Source organism: Bradyrhizobium elkanii WSM2783, from assembly GCF_000472865.1.
In the GTDB taxonomy this organism is placed as follows: domain Bacteria; phylum Pseudomonadota; class Alphaproteobacteria; order Rhizobiales; family Xanthobacteraceae; genus Bradyrhizobium; species Bradyrhizobium elkanii_A.
In genome coordinates, this window is sequence record NZ_AXAP01000029.1 from 15,765 (window position 1) to 33,126 (window position 17,362).

The following is a 17,362-nucleotide window of genomic DNA, read 5'->3' on the forward strand; positions in this document are numbered from 1 at the left end:
AACCTAGCTTGCCTTCTTGAGCACCTCGGTTTTGGCAGAGATGACGCCCAGCAGCTCGTTCCAGGATTTGACAAACGACTTGGCACCTTCGTCCTGCAACGTTGCTGCTAGCGCTTCGACATCGACGCCGGCCTTTGCAAATTGCGCCAGCACCTCTTCGGAGTCGCCGCCATCGGCCGCCAACATCTCTCCGACGTCTCCGTGGTCGGCGAGGGCCTTCACCGTGCTTTCCGGCATGGTGTTGACCGTGAGCGGCGCGGCCAGCGCCTTGATGTACAGGACGTCGGATGCCGCGGGATCCTTGGTTCCGGTGCTCGCCCATAGCAGGCGCTGAGGCCGCCCACCCTCGTTGTAGATACGCCGCGAGCGTGAGGAGCCGAGCAATTCGCAGGCTGTCTTGTATGTTCGTTTCGCGATTGCGATACCCAGCTTGTTGTGTAAAGGCGCGGGAACCTTGTTGGCGACGGCGGCATCCCAGCGACTGACGAAGACCGACGCAACGGAGCCAACATTTGGATTCAGACCGGCTGCAATGCGCCGCTCGATGCCCCGCAGATATGCCTCGGCCGCGGCGCGGTAGTGCTCTCGGCTGAACAACAGGGTCACATTCACGGGCACGCCGGCGAAAATTGCCTCTTCGATGGCGGGCAGCCCTTCCCTGGTGCCGGGTATCTTGATGAAGAGGTTGGGGCGCTTCGCCTGTGCGTGCAACTCCCTGGCGGCTGCGATCGTGCTGGCCGTATCATGTACAAGGAGTGGCGAGACCTCGAGCGAGACCCATCCGTCTACACCATTGGTGCGGTCCCAAATCGGGCGGAACAGGTCGGCTGCCTGCGCTAGATCTTCGATCGCTAGTTCGAAGAATAGCGTCTCACCCGACTTTCCCTCGTTCAGCTTGCTGCGGATCGCAGAATCATAGTGTGAGCTGTTCTTGATCGCGTGATCGAAGATTGTCGGGTTCGATGTGAGCCCCGACAGCGACAAGTCGGCAATGTAGCGCTTTAAAGTGCCACTCGTCAGCAGCTCACGGGTGATGTTGTCGAGCCAAACGCTCTGTCCGAGCTCGTGGAGCTTTTGCGTTGCCTTCATCGCTTCACCTCCGCACAGCTTCGAGTCGAGGGACCGCCGCAAGCAGGCGACCCAGATCATAGTCGAGCAGGTCTCCGATCCGGTCCACCGTCACGTCCGGTGTGGCGAAGGAGGCGAGCGCCTTCGCGTCATGCGCATATTGTCCCTGTCGGGGAAAAACGGTGGTGACGCGACCGCCCCAGGCTTCCTTGACCGCGGCGAGGATTCGCGGCTTGTCGTCTACCAGGACGTAGTGCAATGCCGGATAACGGGACTCGACATCGTCGAGCGCGAGTTCCTTGTGGATGTAGATCAACACATGCGAGTTGACGGCCTCTGAAAGGCCGGAGCGCTCAACCTTGCGCGGTTGAAAAACAACGTCGCCATCAGTGAGAAGGACGGTGGGGCCCCACTGACGCAGTCGTTCGAGCACATCCAGCGATCCCGGGTACAGACGATTGGCGAACGGGTAATCGACCAGGAACGAAGACATTGACAACAGATGCATGTCCTGCGGGTGTTCGACACGGTACCGCTGCAGTGCACCAAGATAGTCTCGATATCCCAGTTCGACAAACAGGTCGTCGAGAATTGCCCAGTACCGGTCGCGACAGGCGGCACCATACTGGCGCTCGAGGTGGGCCTTGATGTCAGCCTGGATGTGGTCGTTGTCGAGAAGCGTATTGTCGACGTCGACCAGAAAGACGACCTGATTCATCGGTCTTACCCTTACGCAACTCTCTGCAATATGCTCAGCGTGCGCGCCTAACACGCGCGGGTCATATTCAAGATTATGTTACTCCGACGGGCGCTTCTAAATCTCAACGCGCAAAGGCTGGTGCGAATCGACCTTCGACGTGTCTGGTGTCATTCCACAGCCGGATCACTGGTTCTGACCGATCGTGTTCGTACCCAAGTATGCTCAGGCTTGCAGTGTCGAGCGTGAAGAATCGTCCGGCCTCCGCATCGAGACCTAACCAGCGTGCCGCCAAAACTCGCAGAAAATGTCCGCTCGAGAACAATAACACGTTCCCAGGGACGTTGCGAACGCGCTCCACGATGCGGTCGGCCCGGGCGCCGACTTGATTGGGTGTTTCTCCTCCCGGACAGCCGTCGCGAAACAATTGCCAGCCGGGACGCTCTTCGTGGATCTCCTTTGTGCGACGCCCCTCGTATTGGCCGTAATTCCATTCCACTAGATCGCGGTCGGGTTTCGCTTCGACGCCGAAGCCAGCCAACTCAGACGTCCGGACCGCTCGCTTCAGGGGGCTCGTGAACACTTTTGCGAAAGTGAAACCCTGCAACCGCGAGCCCAAACTCTGCGCATTGAGTTCGCCGCGCTCGGTGAGAGGCAAATCTGTGAGGCCGGTATGCTGGCCTGAGAGACTCCAGGCGGTCTCGCCATGCCTTGCAAGGCAAATGATCGGAAGGACGGCGCTCATGGTCTCGCCCCTTCAGCTTCGTCCTCCCGGCGCGTGCGGCGGAAAGAACACTTCGTACCAAGGCATCTCTATCGTCAACGCCGTATCAAGGCGCGTCCGCACCCACCAAGTGGTAGCGCGACTTCTTCGGAGAAGCAACGACCAGCCGTCCAGCGTTACGACAGTTCGCCACCAAAGGGATGTAGGTCTGAAGAGCTGACCTATTCGCTATTAGGCATTTGCGATTGCGACCTGAGTTCTTTGAGCCAGCGCGTGCGCGCACATAAGATCCCCACCGAGCCAGAGGGGAGACAAGGTATCGTTCGTTCTTGTCGGAAACCGAAATCCGGCTGGCAGATGAGACCGAAACGCGTAATGCTTCTGCCTTAACAATGCGTCCGCCTTATGGGAGAAGCTTGCAGCCTCATCTGGTCGTTGTTGTTGCCATTGTTGTGATCGCGGCACCAAGCGGCCGAATTCGGGAGCATCCTATGCCATTTAAGGTTCAGGTTGGTCCGCATCAAATCTCGATCCATCAGGGGCAAACAGTTCTGGTCAGCGAACCAGACGGACAAATCAACTGGCCAACCGAAAAGGGACTTTATTTCTTTGATACAAGGGTAGTCAGCAGCTGGGCCGTCTACGCAAATGGTGAACCTTGGGATCTTCTCAATGGAGGTTCCATCACGCACTATGCGTCCCGAATTTATCTTACGAACACCGGGATTCCGACCGCCGGCGGCTTGATCCCGCCGCGCACGCTCGGTTTTGTGATCAGCCGATATATCAATGGCGGGATGCACGAAGATCTCGACATTACAAATCACGGCACGAAGCAGGTACGCTTCCAGCTCGAGATCGCGATACGGTCGGATTTCGCCGACATTTTCGAGGTGAAGTCGGGCGATATTGTGCGCCGCGGGCGGATCACCACGACATGGTCGTCGGCGAAGCAGGAACTTCGCACATGCTATCGCAACAGCGATTTCGTCCGCGCGGTAACCGTTGCTCCTGTACATCGCCAGAGCGAAATCGAGTACGCTAATGGCCGGCTGAGCTTCGAAATCAGCCTCGAGGCGGGCGAAGCCTGGCATTGCTGCTTGCTCTATGCGTTGGAGGATGGCGACCGACACTTCGCTGCACCGGACGCATGTGTGCACAACCATGAACGAACCCGCCACGCCGAGGCGCTCTCGGACTGGCTGCAATCGGTACTGAAGATCCGCTGCAGTAACGAGGAGTTCTACCGCCTTTATCGCCAGGCGCTGGAGGACATGGCGGCGCTTCGGCTCCCGATCGCCGGCACCGATCACATGGTGTTCCTGCCTGCCGCCGGCTTGCCGTGGTTTGTGGCTCCGTTTGGCCGGGACAGCTTGATCGTGTCGCTACAGAACATGCTGATCTATCCAGATTTCGCCCGTGGAACGCTCGACATCCTGGGCGCGCTCCAGGCGAAGGAACGGGACGATTACCGCGACGCTGAGCCGGGAAAGATCCTGCATGAAATCCGCTACGGAGAACTCGCTCATTTCAAGCTGATCCCGCACACGCCATATTACGGCACGGCCGATGCGACGCCGCTCTATCTCATCACGCTACATGCGGCCTGGCGGGCAACGGGCGACAAGGCGCTGTTGGATCAGCATCTTGAGACCGCGGAGGGATGCCTGTCCTGGATAGACAAGCACGGTGATAGCGACGGCGATGGATTCCAGGAATATCAGACCCGCTCTCCGGTCGGCTACGAGAATATGGGCTGGAAGGATTCCGGAGACAGTGTGGTTTATCCTGACGGATCGCTTGTCAAGGGACCGAAGGCGCTCTGCGAGTTGCAGGGCTATGTCTATGACGCCTGGCTGCGCATGGCGGAAGTGTTCGATGAACTCGGCAAGACACGCCGTGCCGCGGATCTGCGCAGCAAAGCCGCAGTGCTTTTCAAACGGTTCAACGAGACCTTCTGGGATGAGGAGTTGGGTTTCTACGCCCTGGCGCTGGATGGTGAAAAGAAAAAGGTCCTTACGGTTGCCTCCAATGCCGGCCATTGCTTGTGGTCAGGCATCGTTCCACAGGAACGCGCCGGAAAGGTCGTGCAACGTCTCATGGCATCGGACATGTGGAGCGGTTGGGGCATCCGCACGCTGTCCGCTTCGAACCCAGCGTTCAACCCATACAATTACCAAACCGGGTCGGTCTGGCCCCACGACAATGCCGTTATCGCTCTCGGCTTTAAACGATATGGATTTCACGCAGAGGCAGCAAGGATCGCACGCGATATCAGCGATGCTGGAAGTCACTTCCTGTCCAATCAGTTGCCGGAGCTCTATACGACGATCGAGCGTGATCGAAGGAGCTTTCCCGTTCAATATCTTGGCGCCAACATCCCACAGGCCTGGGCAGCGGGGTCGGTCTTCGCGTTTCTGCAGGCGATACTTGGGTTCGCGCCGGACGCTCCGAAGGGAAAGCTGTACGTTGATCCATCTCTGCCGCAATGGTTGCCCGATCTGACTGTACTCGATCTGCGTCTCGGTACAGGGCTATTCGACATCCGTTTCTGGCGCGATGGCGATGAGACGCGCTTTGAGGTCCTGCGAGGCGCTCCAGGAGCCGTCCAAAGGAGGCCCTTCGGTGCACGGCTGGAATTTCCACGTTCAGCGTAGAACGCTGTGCGATGCGCATCGAATCAACGCAAGGCACGGCCGGCGGAACGCCTCCGAGTATTTTGGCGTTGCCGCGTCAAGCGAGCGGAGGAGACGAGATCATGGGCTACAAGCCGATCGAGTCCTACGGCGTCATCGGCGACCTGCACACCGTTGCCCTGGTCGGCATCGACGGCTCCATCGACTGGTGCTGCCTGCCGCACTTCGACTCGCCGAGCGTCTTCGCGGCGATCCTCGACGACCAGAAAGGGGGCTCATTCCGCATCGCCAGTCTCTACGAGGCGCAGCACAAACAGATGTACATGCCTGACAGCAACGTCCTGGTGACGCGCTTTCTTAGCGACCAGGGCGTCGGTGAGGTCGTGGACTTCATGCCGGTCCAAGGCTCGCGCGAGACCAGAAAGATCCACCAGATCGTCCGGGTCGTGCGGGCGGTGCGCGGGTCGGTCCGCTTCCGGCTCGACTGCCGGCCGGCTTTCGACTTTGCCCGCCGGCCCCACCAGGTCGTCCTGGAAGGCCGGGGAGCGATCTTCGAGGCGCAAGGCATGAAAGTCTCGCTGGTCAGCCGCTTCCCGCTTGGTCGGCAGGGCGATGGCGTCGCTGCCGAGTTCGTCCTCAACCCCGGCGAGACGACCACGTTCATCCTCCGCCAGGTGGAGGAGAACGGCCACGACAGCGTTCATGACGGCGTCCTGCTCGAGGCGCGGCTGGTCGGCACGGAAGCGCTGACGCAGACCTTGGCCTTTTGGCGGCAGTGGCTGAGGAAGTGCAACTATTCAGGTCGCTGGCGCGAGATGGTCAACCGCTCGGCGCTGGTGTTGAAGCTGTTGACGTTCGCGCCGACCGGCGCGATCGTGGCGGCGCCGACCTGCGGGCTGCCGGAAGAGATCGGTGGGGTGCGCAACTGGGACTATCGCTATACGTGGGTGCGCGACGCCGCTTTCACAAACTACGCTTTCCTGCGCCTGGGGCTGACGTCGGAGGCAGAGCAGTTCATGGCCTGGTTGGAGCAGCGGGCCGTCGAGGGCGCCCGGGGCGAGCCGTTGCAGACGATGTATCGCATCGACGGCGGACACGAGCTGCCCGAGGAGGTCCTCGACCACCTCGACGGCTACCGCGGCTCACGCCCGGTGCGAGTCGGCAATGCCGCTGTCGGCCAGCTACAGCTCGACATCTATGGCGAGCTGATGGACGCCGTCTACCTGTACGACAAGTATGGGACGCCGATCGCCTATGACTCCTGGTGCCACCTGCGCAAGATGCTGGACTGGGTGGCGAACAACTGGGAGCGAGCCGACGATGGCATCTGGGAGGTGCGTGGTGGGCGGCAGCAGTTCGTGTACTCCAAGGTGCAGTGCTGGGTCGCGCTGGACCGAGCGATCCGCCTTGCGCAGAAGCGGAGCCTGCCGCTGGACCGCACCCACCTGGCTGTGGAACGCGACCGCATCTACGAGGCCATCATGACGCGCGGCTGGGACACCGAGCGGCAGACCTTCGTGCAGCACTTCGGCACCAACGCGGTGGATGCATCCAACCTGATCATGCCGCTCGTCTTCTTCCTGTCGCCGACCGACCCCCGCATGCGTGGGACGCTGGATCGGACCATGGCGGAGCTGGTCTCCGACAGCCTGGTACACCGCTACGAGATCGGCAGAGGAGCCGGCGACGGTCTGACCGGGAGCGAGGGGACGTTCAATATGTGTACGTTCTGGCTGGTGGAAGCGCTGGCCCGGGCGGGCCGCGCCGAGGAGGCCCGCTTCATCTTCGAGAAGATGCTGACCTACGCCAATCACCTCGGTCTGTACGCGGAGGAGACGGGTCCGTGTGGCGAAGCACTGGGCAACTTCCCGCAGGCATTCACTCACATCGGGCTGATAAGCGCCGCATTCAACCTGGACCGCCGGCTCGGCGTGGGTCCTTGAGTAGGGACGGGCCATGAGCGCGCAGGTCGCTTACATAGGGACTTCCGTCCCAGAGTGGGTGAGGGAGCTTTCGAGCAGCGATCCGCTCCGGCGCCGCCTCGGCGCATATGCCCTGGGCGAGATCGGCCCCGCGGCAACCGAGGCTGTATCCGACCTCGCTGCGGCCCTCCAGGACCCGGTTGGGTTCGTGCGCGTCTGGGCGGCGGCGGCACTCGCCCGGGTGGAGCCGCCGGGGGGAGCGCCGGTCACCGTCCTCATCGCGGAGTTGGGCAATGAGCTTGCCTTCGTCCGCAGCCTCGCGGCCTGGCACCTCGGACGCCTCGGTCCGGCCTTCCCGGGGATCGAACAAGCCATTCTGCCGCTCCGACAGCTAGCGGATGATCAGGATCCGAGCGTGCGGGTGGAGGCAGCGCTAGCGCTGGGGATGCTTGAGGGGAAGGGCGCCCCGCCGCCGGAGCTGAAATCCCTGTGCACTTGAGCCTCGGGCGGCATCGCCTCGCGCGGATTTTGTTCGCGCGCCTCCAGCGATTCTTTTGAGGAATGCTTGGATTTTACTTGAGGTAGACGCTCACGCTGCGGGTTGCCGGTTCGAGAGCGTTGATATTGTCCTTCACTCCTGCGGCCGCGACCCGGACCCCGATGGGAGGAGGTCCGCTGTTGGGAGGAGCTCCGCTATCCAGCGGTGGCAGGCTGATGGCCGCGCGCAGTCCCTTCTGCTGATTGATCAATGTGATATCGCCGCCATGGTGGCGGACGATGGTCCGCGCAATGGAAAGACCAAGACCGACGCCTCCAGTTTCGCGATTCCGCGAATTCTCCATCCGAAAGAAAGGCGTAAAGACCTGCTCCTTGGCGTTGTCCGGAATACCGGGGCCATCATCGGAGACGATGATTTCGATGCTATCCGCTCGCCTCTCCACGCTGACCCGCGCCCGCTCGCCATAACGGATGGCATTTTCGACGAGGTTGCGGCACGCGCGGCGCAGCGCGTCTGGTCGGCAGCTATAGCTGATCTTCGTCCCCTCCGAGAACGAAACATCGTAGCCGAGTTCGGCGAGATCGTCGCAAAGACTTTCCACAAGGGCTGAGAGGTCCACCGTACGGGTGGCTTCTGCGGTCGCATCCTCGCGGACGAATGCGAGGGTTGCTTCCGTCATCGTCTGGATCTCTGTAATCGTGGAGAGCATTTTCTCCCGCACTTCCTGATCGGGCACGAACTCTGCACGCAGACGGAGTGAGGTCAGAGGTGTGCGCAGATCATGGCCGATGGCGGCCAGCATTCTGGTTCGATCGTCGACGAAACGATGCAGGCGCGCCTGCATGCGATTGAATGCCTCGGCGGTACGCCGGATATCGTCGGGGCCGGTCTCCGGCAGCGGTACGATCTCCTGGCCGCGGCCAAGGGCTTCAGCCGCTACCGCCAGGCGACGCAGCGGTTGCGCGATGCCGCGTGCGGCGAATACGGCAATGATCGACAACAACAACGCCGACAGGCCGAGCGTGACGGTGGATTGGGAGGTCCAGAACCCGTCTTGCGCGGGTTTGGCAAATGCAGTGTTCAGCCATGCGCCGTCCGCCAGCTGCACGGCCAAACCCATGCCGGTGGCGTTATCGAGATAGAGAAATTTCGCCGGCCGGGACAGCGGCCAAGCTTCCGGCTTTAGATCGATCCATTGCGAGGAGGTGGCGCTGCTACTGCTGGCCGAATTTCGGACGAAATCCGGTCTCACCTCGACGGGCGCGCTGTGGCCGGGGAAGGATACGCGTGGCAACGGTTGTGCCAAACGCTCCCACGCCTCCTCTCGCCAGGCGGGGGCATCCTTCAGGCCGTTGGTCGATATCCAATATCTCGCTGAACTGGTGTTGCTGGCGTTCAGGATATCCGACTGAAGCGCTGGAGGCGTCGCCTCCAAGACCCGGGCAAGCGAGGCGCACCGGCTGAATATCTCGCCCTTGGCGGCCTTCCGGATCGTCTGCCCGTGCTCATCCCAGGAAATGAAGAACACAACCGCTTGCGACAGCATCAGCGACAGCAGCGTGAAGCAGATGAAGCGGGCCGCCAGGCTGCGCTTCCATAACCCCATCATGGCTGCTCGACCTGCGCAACGAGGCTGTATCCACCGCCCCAGTGGGTCTTGATCAACGCTGGTACCTTCGGGTCGGCCTCGATCTTCTTCCGCAAACGACTGACCTGATTGTCGATGCTCCGATCGAACGGATCGGCATCTCGGCCGACCGTCAGGTCGAGGAGCTGATTGCGGCTGAGCACCAGGCCGGGATGATCGAGAAAGGCGCACAGCAGCCGAAACTCTGCCGTGCTGAGCGGGACAGCAATGCCATCGTGACCCACCAGCTCGCGCCGGCTGACGTCAAAAGTCCATCGATCGAAACGTACGATCTTGGTCGCGAGCCGGCCTTTCTGCGGCGGCAGGCTTTGGACACGGCGAAGCACTGCTTTGATACGGGCGAGGAGTTCGCGGGGATTGAACGGCTTGCAAACATAGTCATCGGCGCCCATTTCGAGCCCGACGATCCGATCGGTCTGCTCCACCATGGCAGTCAACAGGATAACGGGGAGGTCCGTGGTACTGCGGAGATGGCGGCAGAGAGACAATCCGTCCTCGCCCGGCATCATGACGTCGAGAACCACCAGGTCAAAAGCACTTCGTTCGAGCAGACGGCGAAGTGCGGCGGCGCTCTCCGCAAGGCTGATGCGGTAGCCATGTTGCATCAAATATTTGCCGACGAGATCGCGGATGTCGCGATGATCATCCACGACGGCGATGTGCGGTGCCGAGTCCATCCAGTTGCTCCGTTCCACATCATACCGAAGTCCAGCGCCCAACCCACCGGAAAAGTGTAACAGAATGTATCGGTCGCGTAGGGTTGAGTACAAGCAGTCGCAGTATCCGGTCCCGGTGAGCCACTTTGTCGCAAAGCCGTATGGCATAGGACTTTGATGCAGCTCCGCGAAACCGTATTGAAAGCAAGGTGATTGAAGAGGAGTGGACAGAAGCACGGCTCCAACTTGTCGCGAACTATGCAGTGCGGCGTTCCTGAGACAGATCGCGACAATTGCCGGTAATGGTCGGCAAAGTTCTGCGACATCCAGATCCCATCGTGCGCACGTTCGACAAGTCAGGAGCGCTGCATGTGCGTTGCGATCGATGCTGTTTTTGGCAGGATAGTTCCCGAAAGTCCGAGGGGCTCGTCAGCCGAGAGCGATGAAGACTACCCCACACGGAAGGGACCGATTTCTGGCAGATCCGCATTTCGGATAAGTTGGTTGCTCGTCTTCGTGTTGCGGAATGCGTCTACCTCGACGACGCCACTTGATCTGACGTATGGCGCAAATAGCACAGTCATTTCACGCCTCGTGACGGAGGACGACCGTTTGACGTCCGAGCGAGATCTCAAATTCGTATGCGGAAGTGTCCGAATTCACTTTGGCCGCTTCGATGAGATCAAGCGAATTGAGTTGATCAAGGAAAGGTACCTGCCATGGCTTTGACCCCGATGATCGGAGAGGGGGAACTCCGCGTCACAGATGAGACCGGATCGGGGCCACCGGATACATGCTCATGGCTTGATGGTGCAATCGTGTTCGACCATCGCCGCTGGTCCTGCCGGGAAGCCGAGCTGACTTGGACAGCGCCCTCGCATCTGATCGTGCTGACCCATACAGGCAAGACCGCGCGAACGCGGATTTCGTGCTCCGGCGAACTCGTCTATGATGGCCGGGACAGGCCGGGCGCGCTCTCCTTCATCCCCGCAGGTGTCGAGCGCTCCGGCAGTTATTGCGAGCCGGATCTCGTCTACTCCGCCCTTTGGCTCGATCACGGTCGGTTCGGATGCGAGCGTTCGGCGGAGACGTTACCAATATTGGTCAATCGCGCCGATGCGGTTATCGCCGCGCTGCTGACGGCGCTGCATAACGACGTTGCATTCGGCAGCAAGCCGGACACTGCCTATGTCGAGCATCTCGCCGCCATTGCGATGCATCGGGTCATGGCGCTCGACGGTGGCAAAACCCGTCCAAGCGCACATGGCGCGCTCGGCAAGGCGACGCTCCGCAGGATTGAGGAGTATGTCGAGGAGCACCTCGGCCGGGAGATCAGGCTGAGCGATCTCGCGGCGATCGCAGACATGGAGATCGATTCCTTCGCGCGCCGCTTCAGGACGGCGACCGGAATGGCTCCCTATGCCTTTGTGATCGAACGGCGGATTCGCCGCGCCGAGCAGCTTCTTGCGAATCCCGACCACGAACTTGCGCTGATCGCGGCCAGACTGGGTTTCTCCAGCCAGAGCCATTTCACCACGGCATTCAAACGCGAGCGAGGCATGACGCCCCGAGCCTACCGACAACAGCTTTTTTCCTGAATCCTGTAAGAGCGCCGGAATCGTGAAAGAACGCCCGAAGCGGCGCACCTATCTTGCGCCGAGCAAGCACCGGATGCGCAAGGGAGCGAGCTCGACATGGCCGACTGCAAGGACCGACGCCCGACCGATGACGGGCCGACACGAAGGACCGTGATACAGGGGGCCGCGGCAGCGACGGCGCTGCTCACTGTCGGGATCGCCGACGCTGTGCCGACGGTTGCTCAGTCTAGCAGTCTTCTCGAGCCCGCAAGCGGAACGACGAAGCTCCCCGTAAGTTTGATCATCAACGCCAGCCAGACTTCGCTCGAACTCGATCCGCGCACCACGCTGCTCGATGCGCTGCGCCACCAGCTTGGTCTGACCGGGTCCAAAAAGGGCTGCGACCACGGTCAGTGCGGCGCCTGTACGGTCCTGATCAACGGCAGGCGGATGAACTCGTGCTTGACGCTTGCGATCATGCACCAAGGCGACGAGATCACGACAGTCGAAGGGTTGGCGCAGGGCGAGGCGCTGCATCCGATGCAGGCCGCGTTCATCGCGCGCGACGGCTTCCAGTGCGGTTATTGCACGCCGGGCCAGATCTGCTCGGCCGTCGGCATGCTGAACGAAGCCAAGGACGGCTGGCCGAGCCATGTCACGGGCGATCTTGTTGCGCAGACCACGCTGAGCGATGCGGAAATTCGCGAGCGCATGAGCGGCAATCTCTGCCGTTGCGCCGCCTATCCCAACATTGTCGCGGCCATTCGCGATGTCGCCGGGAGGACCTGAACGATGAAGCCGTTCACCTATGAACGTGCAGCCGGCCTGCGCGAGGCGGCCGCCGCGGTGGCCGCGCGTCCCGGTACAAAATTCATCGCCGGCGGCACCAATCTCATCGACCTGATGAAGCTGGAGATCGAGCAGCCGATACATCTCGTCGATATTAACCGCCTGCCACTGCGCTTGATCGAGGAGACGCCGGAAGGCGGCCTGCGTATCGGGGCACAGGTTCCCAATAGCGATCTCGCGGCCGACATGCGGGTGAGAAGGCGCTATCCGCTGCTTTCGCAGGCGCTCCTCTCGGGTGCCTCCGCCCAGCTCCGCAACAAGGCCAGTACTGCCGGCAATCTGCTGCAACGTACGCGTTGCCCGTATTTCTATGAACGCGGCATGCCGTGCAACAAGCGCGACCCCGGCTCGGGCTGCAGCGCGCGCGGCGGCTTCAACCGGCTTCACGCGATCCTCGGCGCCAGCGAGGCCTGCATCGCGGTCCACCCATCGGACATGGCGGTGGCCATGACCGCGCTCGATGCGCGCGTCGAGACGATACAATCCGACGGCCGAACACGCGCCTTTCCGCTTGGCGAACTGCACCGCCTGCCGGGAACGACGCCGCACATCGAGACCACGCTCGCCGCCGGCGAGATGATTACCGCTGTGATCTTGCCGCCACCGCCGCCGGGTCGGCAGCTCTACCGCAAGGTCCGCGACCGCGCGTCCTATGCTTTCGCCCTGGTCTCGGTCGCGGCAATTGTCGACGTCGCCGCCGGACGCATCCGCAGCGCGCGCATCGCAATGGGCGGCGTTGCACCCAAGCCTTGGCACTCTGCCGAAGGCGAACGTGCGCTTGCCGGGCGGGCCGCGGGCGACGAGATCTGCGCTGCGGCCGCCGATGCGGCTCTTTCCGGCGCGCGCGCCGAAGGCCACGCCGCCTTCAAGATCGAGCTGGCGCGGCGCACGTTGCGCCGGACGCTCGCTGAAGCCGCCCAAGACGTTTGAGGCATAAGACGATGGCTAAAGATTACATCGTTCAGACGACATCGCGCCCCGGCGCTGCCACGGCAATCGGCCAGCCCGTGGACCGTATCGACGGAGCGCTGAAGGTCACGGGGAGGGCACGCTACGCCTACGAGCACAGGCTCGATCGCGCGGCGGCCTTTGGCTACATCCTCGGTGCGAGCATCGCCAAGGGACGTATCCTCGAAATCGATACCGGCGACGCCGAGCGCGCACCTGGCGTCATCCTGGTGATGACGCACAGGAACGCACCGAGCCAAGCGGCCTTCGGTCCGGCTGTCACGCCAACTGTGCCGGAGGTGTTCACGCGGGCCCGCCCGGTGCTGGCGAGCGAGCGCATCCGCTATCATGATGAGCCGGTCGCGCTGGTCGTCGCCGAGACCTTCGAGGAGGCGCGAGGGGCAGCGAGGCTGATCAGGCTGCGCTATGCGAGCGAACCGGGCGCGTTCGACGCCGCAGCGCCGAATGCCGAAATCTACCGGCCCGAACGTACCAATGCCGGCTTTCCCACGGACTCGATACTTGGCGACTTTGACCGCGCTTTCGCCGAGGCGCCGGTCAAGCTCGACGCCGTTTATGCGACGCCGTTCGAAAGCCATAATCCGATGGAGCCGCATGCGGCCATCGCCGAATGGGATGGGGACCGACTGACCGTCCATACTTCGGCGCAGACGCTGGCGAATATCCAGGCCGGCTTGGCCAATACGCTGCGCATCTCGCCGCAGAATGTCAGGGTCATCAGCCCCTTCATCGGCGGCGGCTTCGGTTCCAAGTTGATCGTTCATCCAGAGACGGTCTGCGCCGCACTGGCCGCGCGCGTTCTTGGCCGGCCGGTTAGGGTCGCTCTGACGCGACAGCAAATGTTCGCCAATGCCGGCCATCGCCCGGCAATGAAACAGCGGATCAGGCTCGGCGCGGACCGCGATGGCCGCCTGACCGCGATCGAGCATGAGGTCACCTCCTCGACATCCCGTTTCGAGGAGTTCACCGAGCAGAGCGCGGTGCCGACGCGGGCGCTCTACGCAGCGGCGAACCGCCGTACGATGCATCGCCTTGTACGCCTCGACACAAATCGTGGTGAATGGATGCGGGCACCTGGCGAAGCATCCGGCCTGCTCGCGCTTGAATGCGCAATGGACGAACTTGCCGAACAGCTCGGCCTCGATCCGATCGAATTACGCATCCGCAACGAGCCGGAGCGCGATCCGGAGCGCAACGTGGCCTTCTCCAGCCGAAACCTGATCGCGTGCATGCGCGATGGGGCCGAGCGCTTCGGCTGGCGTGATCGCCCGGTGAAGCCCGGCAGCCGTCGGGAAGGCCGCAAGCTGATCGGCTATGGCATGGCAGCCGCGATCCGCGCCAATTATCTCGGACCGGGCTCAGCACGCGTCGCCATCGATGCGCGGGGGCAGGTCACGGTGCAGGCTGACATGACTGATATCGGTACCGGCACATATACGATCCTGGCGCAAGTCGCGGCCGAGCGGCTGGGCGTACCGCTCTCGGCCGTCAAGGTCGAACTCGGCGACAGCAGCCTGCCGCGCACCGCCGGTTCGGGCGGCTCGTGGGGCGCATCGAGTTCGAGCACGGCGGTTCACAATGCCTGTCTGATATTGCGGGAGCAGATCGCGTCCGCAGCCGCATCACACGAGCGTTCACCCTTGCGTGGCGCGAACATTTCGGAAGCTCGTTTCGAGGGCGGCAAACTCCACCTCGGCTCACGCTCGGAAAGCCTCGGCAGTCTTCTGGAGCGGATCGCACCGGACGGATTAATGGCCGAGGGTTCTGCGGCCCGCGGCGAAACCTATCGCACCTATTCCCAGCATGCGTTCGGCGCGCATTTTGCCGAGGTCGCGGTCGATATCGACACCGGCGAACCACGGCTGCGGCGCATGCTTGGCGTCTTCGCCGCCGGGCGCATCCTCAATCCGAAGACGGCGCGTTCGCAAATGATCGGCGGCATGATCTGGGGCGTTGGGGCAGCGCTGATGGAAGAGACCGTGCTCGATCCTCGCCATGGTCATTTCGTCAACCGCGATCTCGCCGAGTACCATGTGCCCGTGCATGCCGATGTTCCAGGCGTCGAAGCCGTCTTCCTTCCCGAGGAGGACGACAAGGGCAATCCGCTTGGCGCCAAGGGCATCGGCGAGCTCGGCAACTGCGGGTCAGGAGCTGCAGTCGCAAACGCGATCTATAACGCTACCGGTGTGCGTGTCCGCGACTTTCCGATTACGCTCGACAAGATCTTTCCCGAACTACCCGTCGGCTGAACTCCGCTTGAACTATATATTCGTCGGAACAGGCATTGATTTTGCCGGCAAATCATATCGTGGCGGAGCGATTCTGGGCAACCGCGCCATACCGACGTGCCCCTATTGTACCCGAGCTCTCTTGGGGTACATCGTTAGGGAACTAGTCCGCTAAGTCGTTGACTTTTAAAAGGCTAATGGTGGACGCACAAGGGATCGAACCTTGGACCTCTCCCGTGTGAAGGCTGCGGGCGCCCTATGTAAAGTATTGATCTATCTGATATTTGTTGCCTCTAAAAGATGGGGTGCACGGATTTTGCACGCCGCGCGGCTTTCGTTCGCAAGGGTTAGTCCTTCTTAGGAACAAGGGACCAGTGCCCTCGCCCTTTTTCGTCGGAATTGACGATCAGTCCCTTTGCTTTCAGCCGATGAAGGTGGGTGCGGAATGTCACCGGCTTGAGATTGTATTTTACAGTCCGGGCCTGCGCGAGAAGGTCTGCCGAGGAGACGGGTCCGCCTCGATGTCGCAACGCTTGGAGGATTTCTTGTTCAACTACGATTTTGCTGTAGCTGTTTTTTCGCGTTGCACTAATACCCGAGAAAATTTCGCTTTTTGTCCGCTCTAAAATCCTCATGAGCGCGTGTTTCTCAGCTTCCAGTTCTGATATCCTTACCTCGATACCGCGAATTTCGGACTGCAACTTGGCCACCAAATCGGACCTTGCTGTCATGTTTCAAAACTTTTTATTGCAACAACGGGGTGACGCTAAATAGCGGGGTTTCCGCCCCTTGACAAGTTCCAAAAAACAAGTTAGCAACCGCAAGTGCGGGTTGCTAAAATTTAACACAAGGAACTGGTCTGTCGCTTGTTGCAAATTAGGGAGTGAGAGGCAATATGCGCCTCAACAACGCCTCCCACGCCTCTCGAAGAAGCGCCTCAGGGGGGTTTTTTTTGCCCAAATTTGCAATTCTATCTTGAAGCCAGCATTCGACAAGCCGCCCCTATCAATTCCAGCACAGCGAGAGCTTTTAAGCGGGCGAGGCTTATTGGTTGAAGATGAAGCTCATGTCGAGCACTACCTCAATTTCATCGGCTACTTTCGGCTGAGTGGCTATCTTCGCTTTTTCGTAGATCCTACTGATCCGGCTAACGAGAAATTCGTAGACGGCACGAAATTTCAGAATGCCTTAGACCTGTATGTGTTCGATCGGAAACTGCGAGTTCTGTTACTTGATGCGCTTGAGCGAATAGAGATTTCCATCAAATCAACAATGAACAATGTGGGCGCAACTACCGAAGGCGCTATGTGGCTCAGCGACGCAAAGAACTTCGATCGCGGGCGGCACACTGAAATTGAGACGCTTATCCTAGACTGCTTGGGCAACGACCCCGCCAAGAACCAGCATGTTTTCATCGCAAGCTTTTGTGCGAAATACTCAGACCCGCACCCGCCTTGTTGGATGCTGATGGAGGCACTTTCGTTTGGCGCAGTCTCGAAAATCTACAAGCTGATGAAGGGGCATCTTCGTCAAAAGGTATCTCAAGCGTTCAACCTACAGCACGACGTGCTCGAAAATTGGCTTCATGTTCTCTCGACTGCCCGCAACGTCTGTGCCCATCATGGTCGAGTTTGGAATCGATCGTTTACAATTTGGCCTAAGATACCCAAGAACTACAGAGGTGTTTGGCCCGCCGCTTCTCAGGACAAACTGTACGTATTGTGCGCAATAATCCATCACATGATGGAACGCATTGCTGACGGATCACGATGGTCAGAGCGCTTGATGCAAACAATTGGAGATGCGCCAGTTGATATTGGTCTGATGGGTTTCCCTAAAGATTGGACCGAACAGACTTTTTGGCAACGCGCTTGAGTCCTGGCTTTCGG

At 60.7% G+C, this 17,362-nt stretch carries 14 protein-coding genes; 8 read left to right on the plus strand and 6 right to left on the minus strand.

All coding sequences use genetic code 11. The features are described from left to right. Positions 1-3 precede the first annotated feature (3 nt). The 3 genes from tal to YY7_RS0123760 all read right to left on the minus strand — a co-directional run bounded on the left by tal (position 4) and on the right by YY7_RS0123760 (position 2,510). On the minus strand, positions 4-1,149 hold the full coding sequence (gene tal, locus YY7_RS0123750) for a transaldolase (RefSeq protein ID WP_245287367.1): 1,146 nt from the start codon (positions 1,147-1,149) through the stop codon (positions 4-6). Further along, positions 1,094-1,786 carry an HAD family hydrolase gene (locus YY7_RS0123755; RefSeq protein ID WP_035690679.1) on the minus strand — a complete coding sequence of 231 codons (693 nt, stop codon included), beginning with the start codon at positions 1,784-1,786 and terminating at the stop codon, positions 1,094-1,096. Before YY7_RS0123755 ends, tal begins: the two co-directional genes overlap by 56 nt. A 103-nt stretch (positions 1,787-1,889) precedes the next feature. Then, positions 1,890-2,510 (minus strand): histidine phosphatase family protein, encoded by a 621-nt coding sequence (locus YY7_RS0123760; RefSeq protein ID WP_028165425.1) that lies wholly within the window; start codon positions 2,508-2,510, stop codon positions 1,890-1,892. A 308-nt stretch (positions 2,511-2,818) separates the two neighbouring features. Here YY7_RS0123760 and YY7_RS52545 point away from each other — a divergent pair, with 308 nt between their 5' ends. The 3 genes from YY7_RS52545 to YY7_RS0123775 all read left to right on the plus strand — a co-directional run bounded on the left by YY7_RS52545 (position 2,819) and on the right by YY7_RS0123775 (position 7,546). Then, positions 2,819-5,146: an amylo-alpha-1,6-glucosidase gene (locus tag YY7_RS52545; protein ID WP_349642672.1), complete on the plus strand. Its 2,328-nt coding sequence runs from the start codon at positions 2,819-2,821 to the stop codon at positions 5,144-5,146. 101 nt (positions 5,147-5,247) lie between these two features. Further along, a complete protein-coding gene (locus YY7_RS0123770; RefSeq protein ID WP_028165426.1) occupies positions 5,248-7,068 on the plus strand; it encodes a glycoside hydrolase family 15 protein in 1,821 nt (606 codons plus the stop codon). A 13-nt stretch (positions 7,069-7,081) separates the two neighbouring features. Further along, complete coding sequence (locus YY7_RS0123775; protein ID WP_028165427.1) at positions 7,082-7,546, plus strand: HEAT repeat domain-containing protein; 465 nt, start codon at positions 7,082-7,084, stop codon at positions 7,544-7,546. A gap of 73 nt (positions 7,547-7,619) precedes the next feature. Here the strand turns inward: YY7_RS0123775 and YY7_RS52550 are convergent, their stop codons facing one another. After that, positions 7,620-9,155: a sensor histidine kinase gene (locus YY7_RS52550; protein ID WP_080663815.1), complete on the minus strand. Its 1,536-nt coding sequence runs from the start codon at positions 9,153-9,155 to the stop codon at positions 7,620-7,622. Further along, positions 9,152-9,871: a response regulator gene (locus YY7_RS0123785; protein ID WP_028165428.1), complete on the minus strand. Its 720-nt coding sequence runs from the start codon at positions 9,869-9,871 to the stop codon at positions 9,152-9,154. Before YY7_RS0123785 ends, YY7_RS52550 begins: the two co-directional genes overlap by 4 nt. 698 nt (positions 9,872-10,569) lie before the next feature. Here YY7_RS0123785 and YY7_RS0123795 point away from each other — a divergent pair. The 4 genes from YY7_RS0123795 (at position 10,570) to YY7_RS0123810 (ending at position 15,494) form a co-directional block, all read left to right on the plus strand. Continuing rightward, positions 10,570-11,448: an AraC family transcriptional regulator gene (locus tag YY7_RS0123795; RefSeq protein ID WP_028165430.1), complete on the plus strand. Its 879-nt coding sequence runs from the start codon at positions 10,570-10,572 to the stop codon at positions 11,446-11,448. A 96-nt stretch (positions 11,449-11,544) separates the two neighbouring features. Next, positions 11,545-12,216 carry a 2Fe-2S iron-sulfur cluster-binding protein gene (locus YY7_RS0123800; protein WP_028165431.1) on the plus strand — a complete coding sequence of 224 codons (672 nt, stop codon included), beginning with the start codon at positions 11,545-11,547 and terminating at the stop codon, positions 12,214-12,216. Positions 12,217-12,219: 3 nt separating this feature from the next. Next, on the plus strand, positions 12,220-13,206 hold the full coding sequence (locus YY7_RS0123805) for an FAD binding domain-containing protein (RefSeq protein ID WP_028165432.1): 987 nt from the start codon (positions 12,220-12,222) through the stop codon (positions 13,204-13,206). A gap of 11 nt (positions 13,207-13,217) precedes the next feature. Further along, entirely contained in the window at positions 13,218-15,494 is a 2,277-nt protein-coding gene (locus YY7_RS0123810; RefSeq protein ID WP_035690683.1) for a xanthine dehydrogenase family protein molybdopterin-binding subunit, read from the plus strand. A gap of 326 nt (positions 15,495-15,820) precedes the next feature. Here the strand turns inward: YY7_RS0123810 and YY7_RS0123815 are convergent, their stop codons facing one another. Further along, on the minus strand, positions 15,821-16,183 hold the full coding sequence (locus YY7_RS0123815) for a hypothetical protein (RefSeq protein WP_155255299.1): 363 nt from the start codon (positions 16,181-16,183) through the stop codon (positions 15,821-15,823). A 265-nt stretch (positions 16,184-16,448) separates the two neighbouring features. Between YY7_RS0123815 and YY7_RS0123820 the strand changes: the two genes are divergently transcribed. Then, positions 16,449-17,348 carry an Abi family protein gene (locus tag YY7_RS0123820; protein WP_196237311.1) on the plus strand — a complete coding sequence of 300 codons (900 nt, stop codon included), beginning with the start codon at positions 16,449-16,451 and terminating at the stop codon, positions 17,346-17,348. The last annotated feature ends 14 nt before the right edge of the window (positions 17,349-17,362 follow it).

Bases quoted from the DNA above. Each gene is read 5' to 3' on its own strand.
- tal (WP_245287367.1), bottom strand. From the start codon at position 1,149: ATGATCTGGGTCGCCTGCTTGCGGCGGTCCCTCGACTCGAAGCTGTGC.
- YY7_RS0123755 (WP_035690679.1), bottom strand. From the start codon at position 1,786: ATGAATCAGGTCGTCTTTCTGGTCGACGTCGACAATACGCTTCTCGAC.
- YY7_RS0123795 (WP_028165430.1), top strand. From the start codon at position 10,570: ATGGCTTTGACCCCGATGATCGGAGAGGGGGAACTCCGCGTCACAGAT.
- YY7_RS0123805 (WP_028165432.1), top strand. From the start codon at position 12,220: ATGAAGCCGTTCACCTATGAACGTGCAGCCGGCCTGCGCGAGGCGGCC.
- YY7_RS0123785 (WP_028165428.1), bottom strand. From the start codon at position 9,871: ATGGACTCGGCACCGCACATCGCCGTCGTGGATGATCATCGCGACATC.
- YY7_RS52550 (WP_080663815.1), bottom strand. From the start codon at position 9,155: ATGATGGGGTTATGGAAGCGCAGCCTGGCGGCCCGCTTCATCTGCTTC.
- YY7_RS0123760 (WP_028165425.1), bottom strand. From the start codon at position 2,510: ATGAGCGCCGTCCTTCCGATCATTTGCCTTGCAAGGCATGGCGAGACC.
- YY7_RS0123775 (WP_028165427.1), top strand. From the start codon at position 7,082: ATGAGCGCGCAGGTCGCTTACATAGGGACTTCCGTCCCAGAGTGGGTG.
- YY7_RS0123810 (WP_035690683.1), top strand. From the start codon at position 13,218: ATGGCTAAAGATTACATCGTTCAGACGACATCGCGCCCCGGCGCTGCC.
- YY7_RS0123770 (WP_028165426.1), top strand. From the start codon at position 5,248: ATGGGCTACAAGCCGATCGAGTCCTACGGCGTCATCGGCGACCTGCAC.
- YY7_RS0123800 (WP_028165431.1), top strand. From the start codon at position 11,545: ATGGCCGACTGCAAGGACCGACGCCCGACCGATGACGGGCCGACACGA.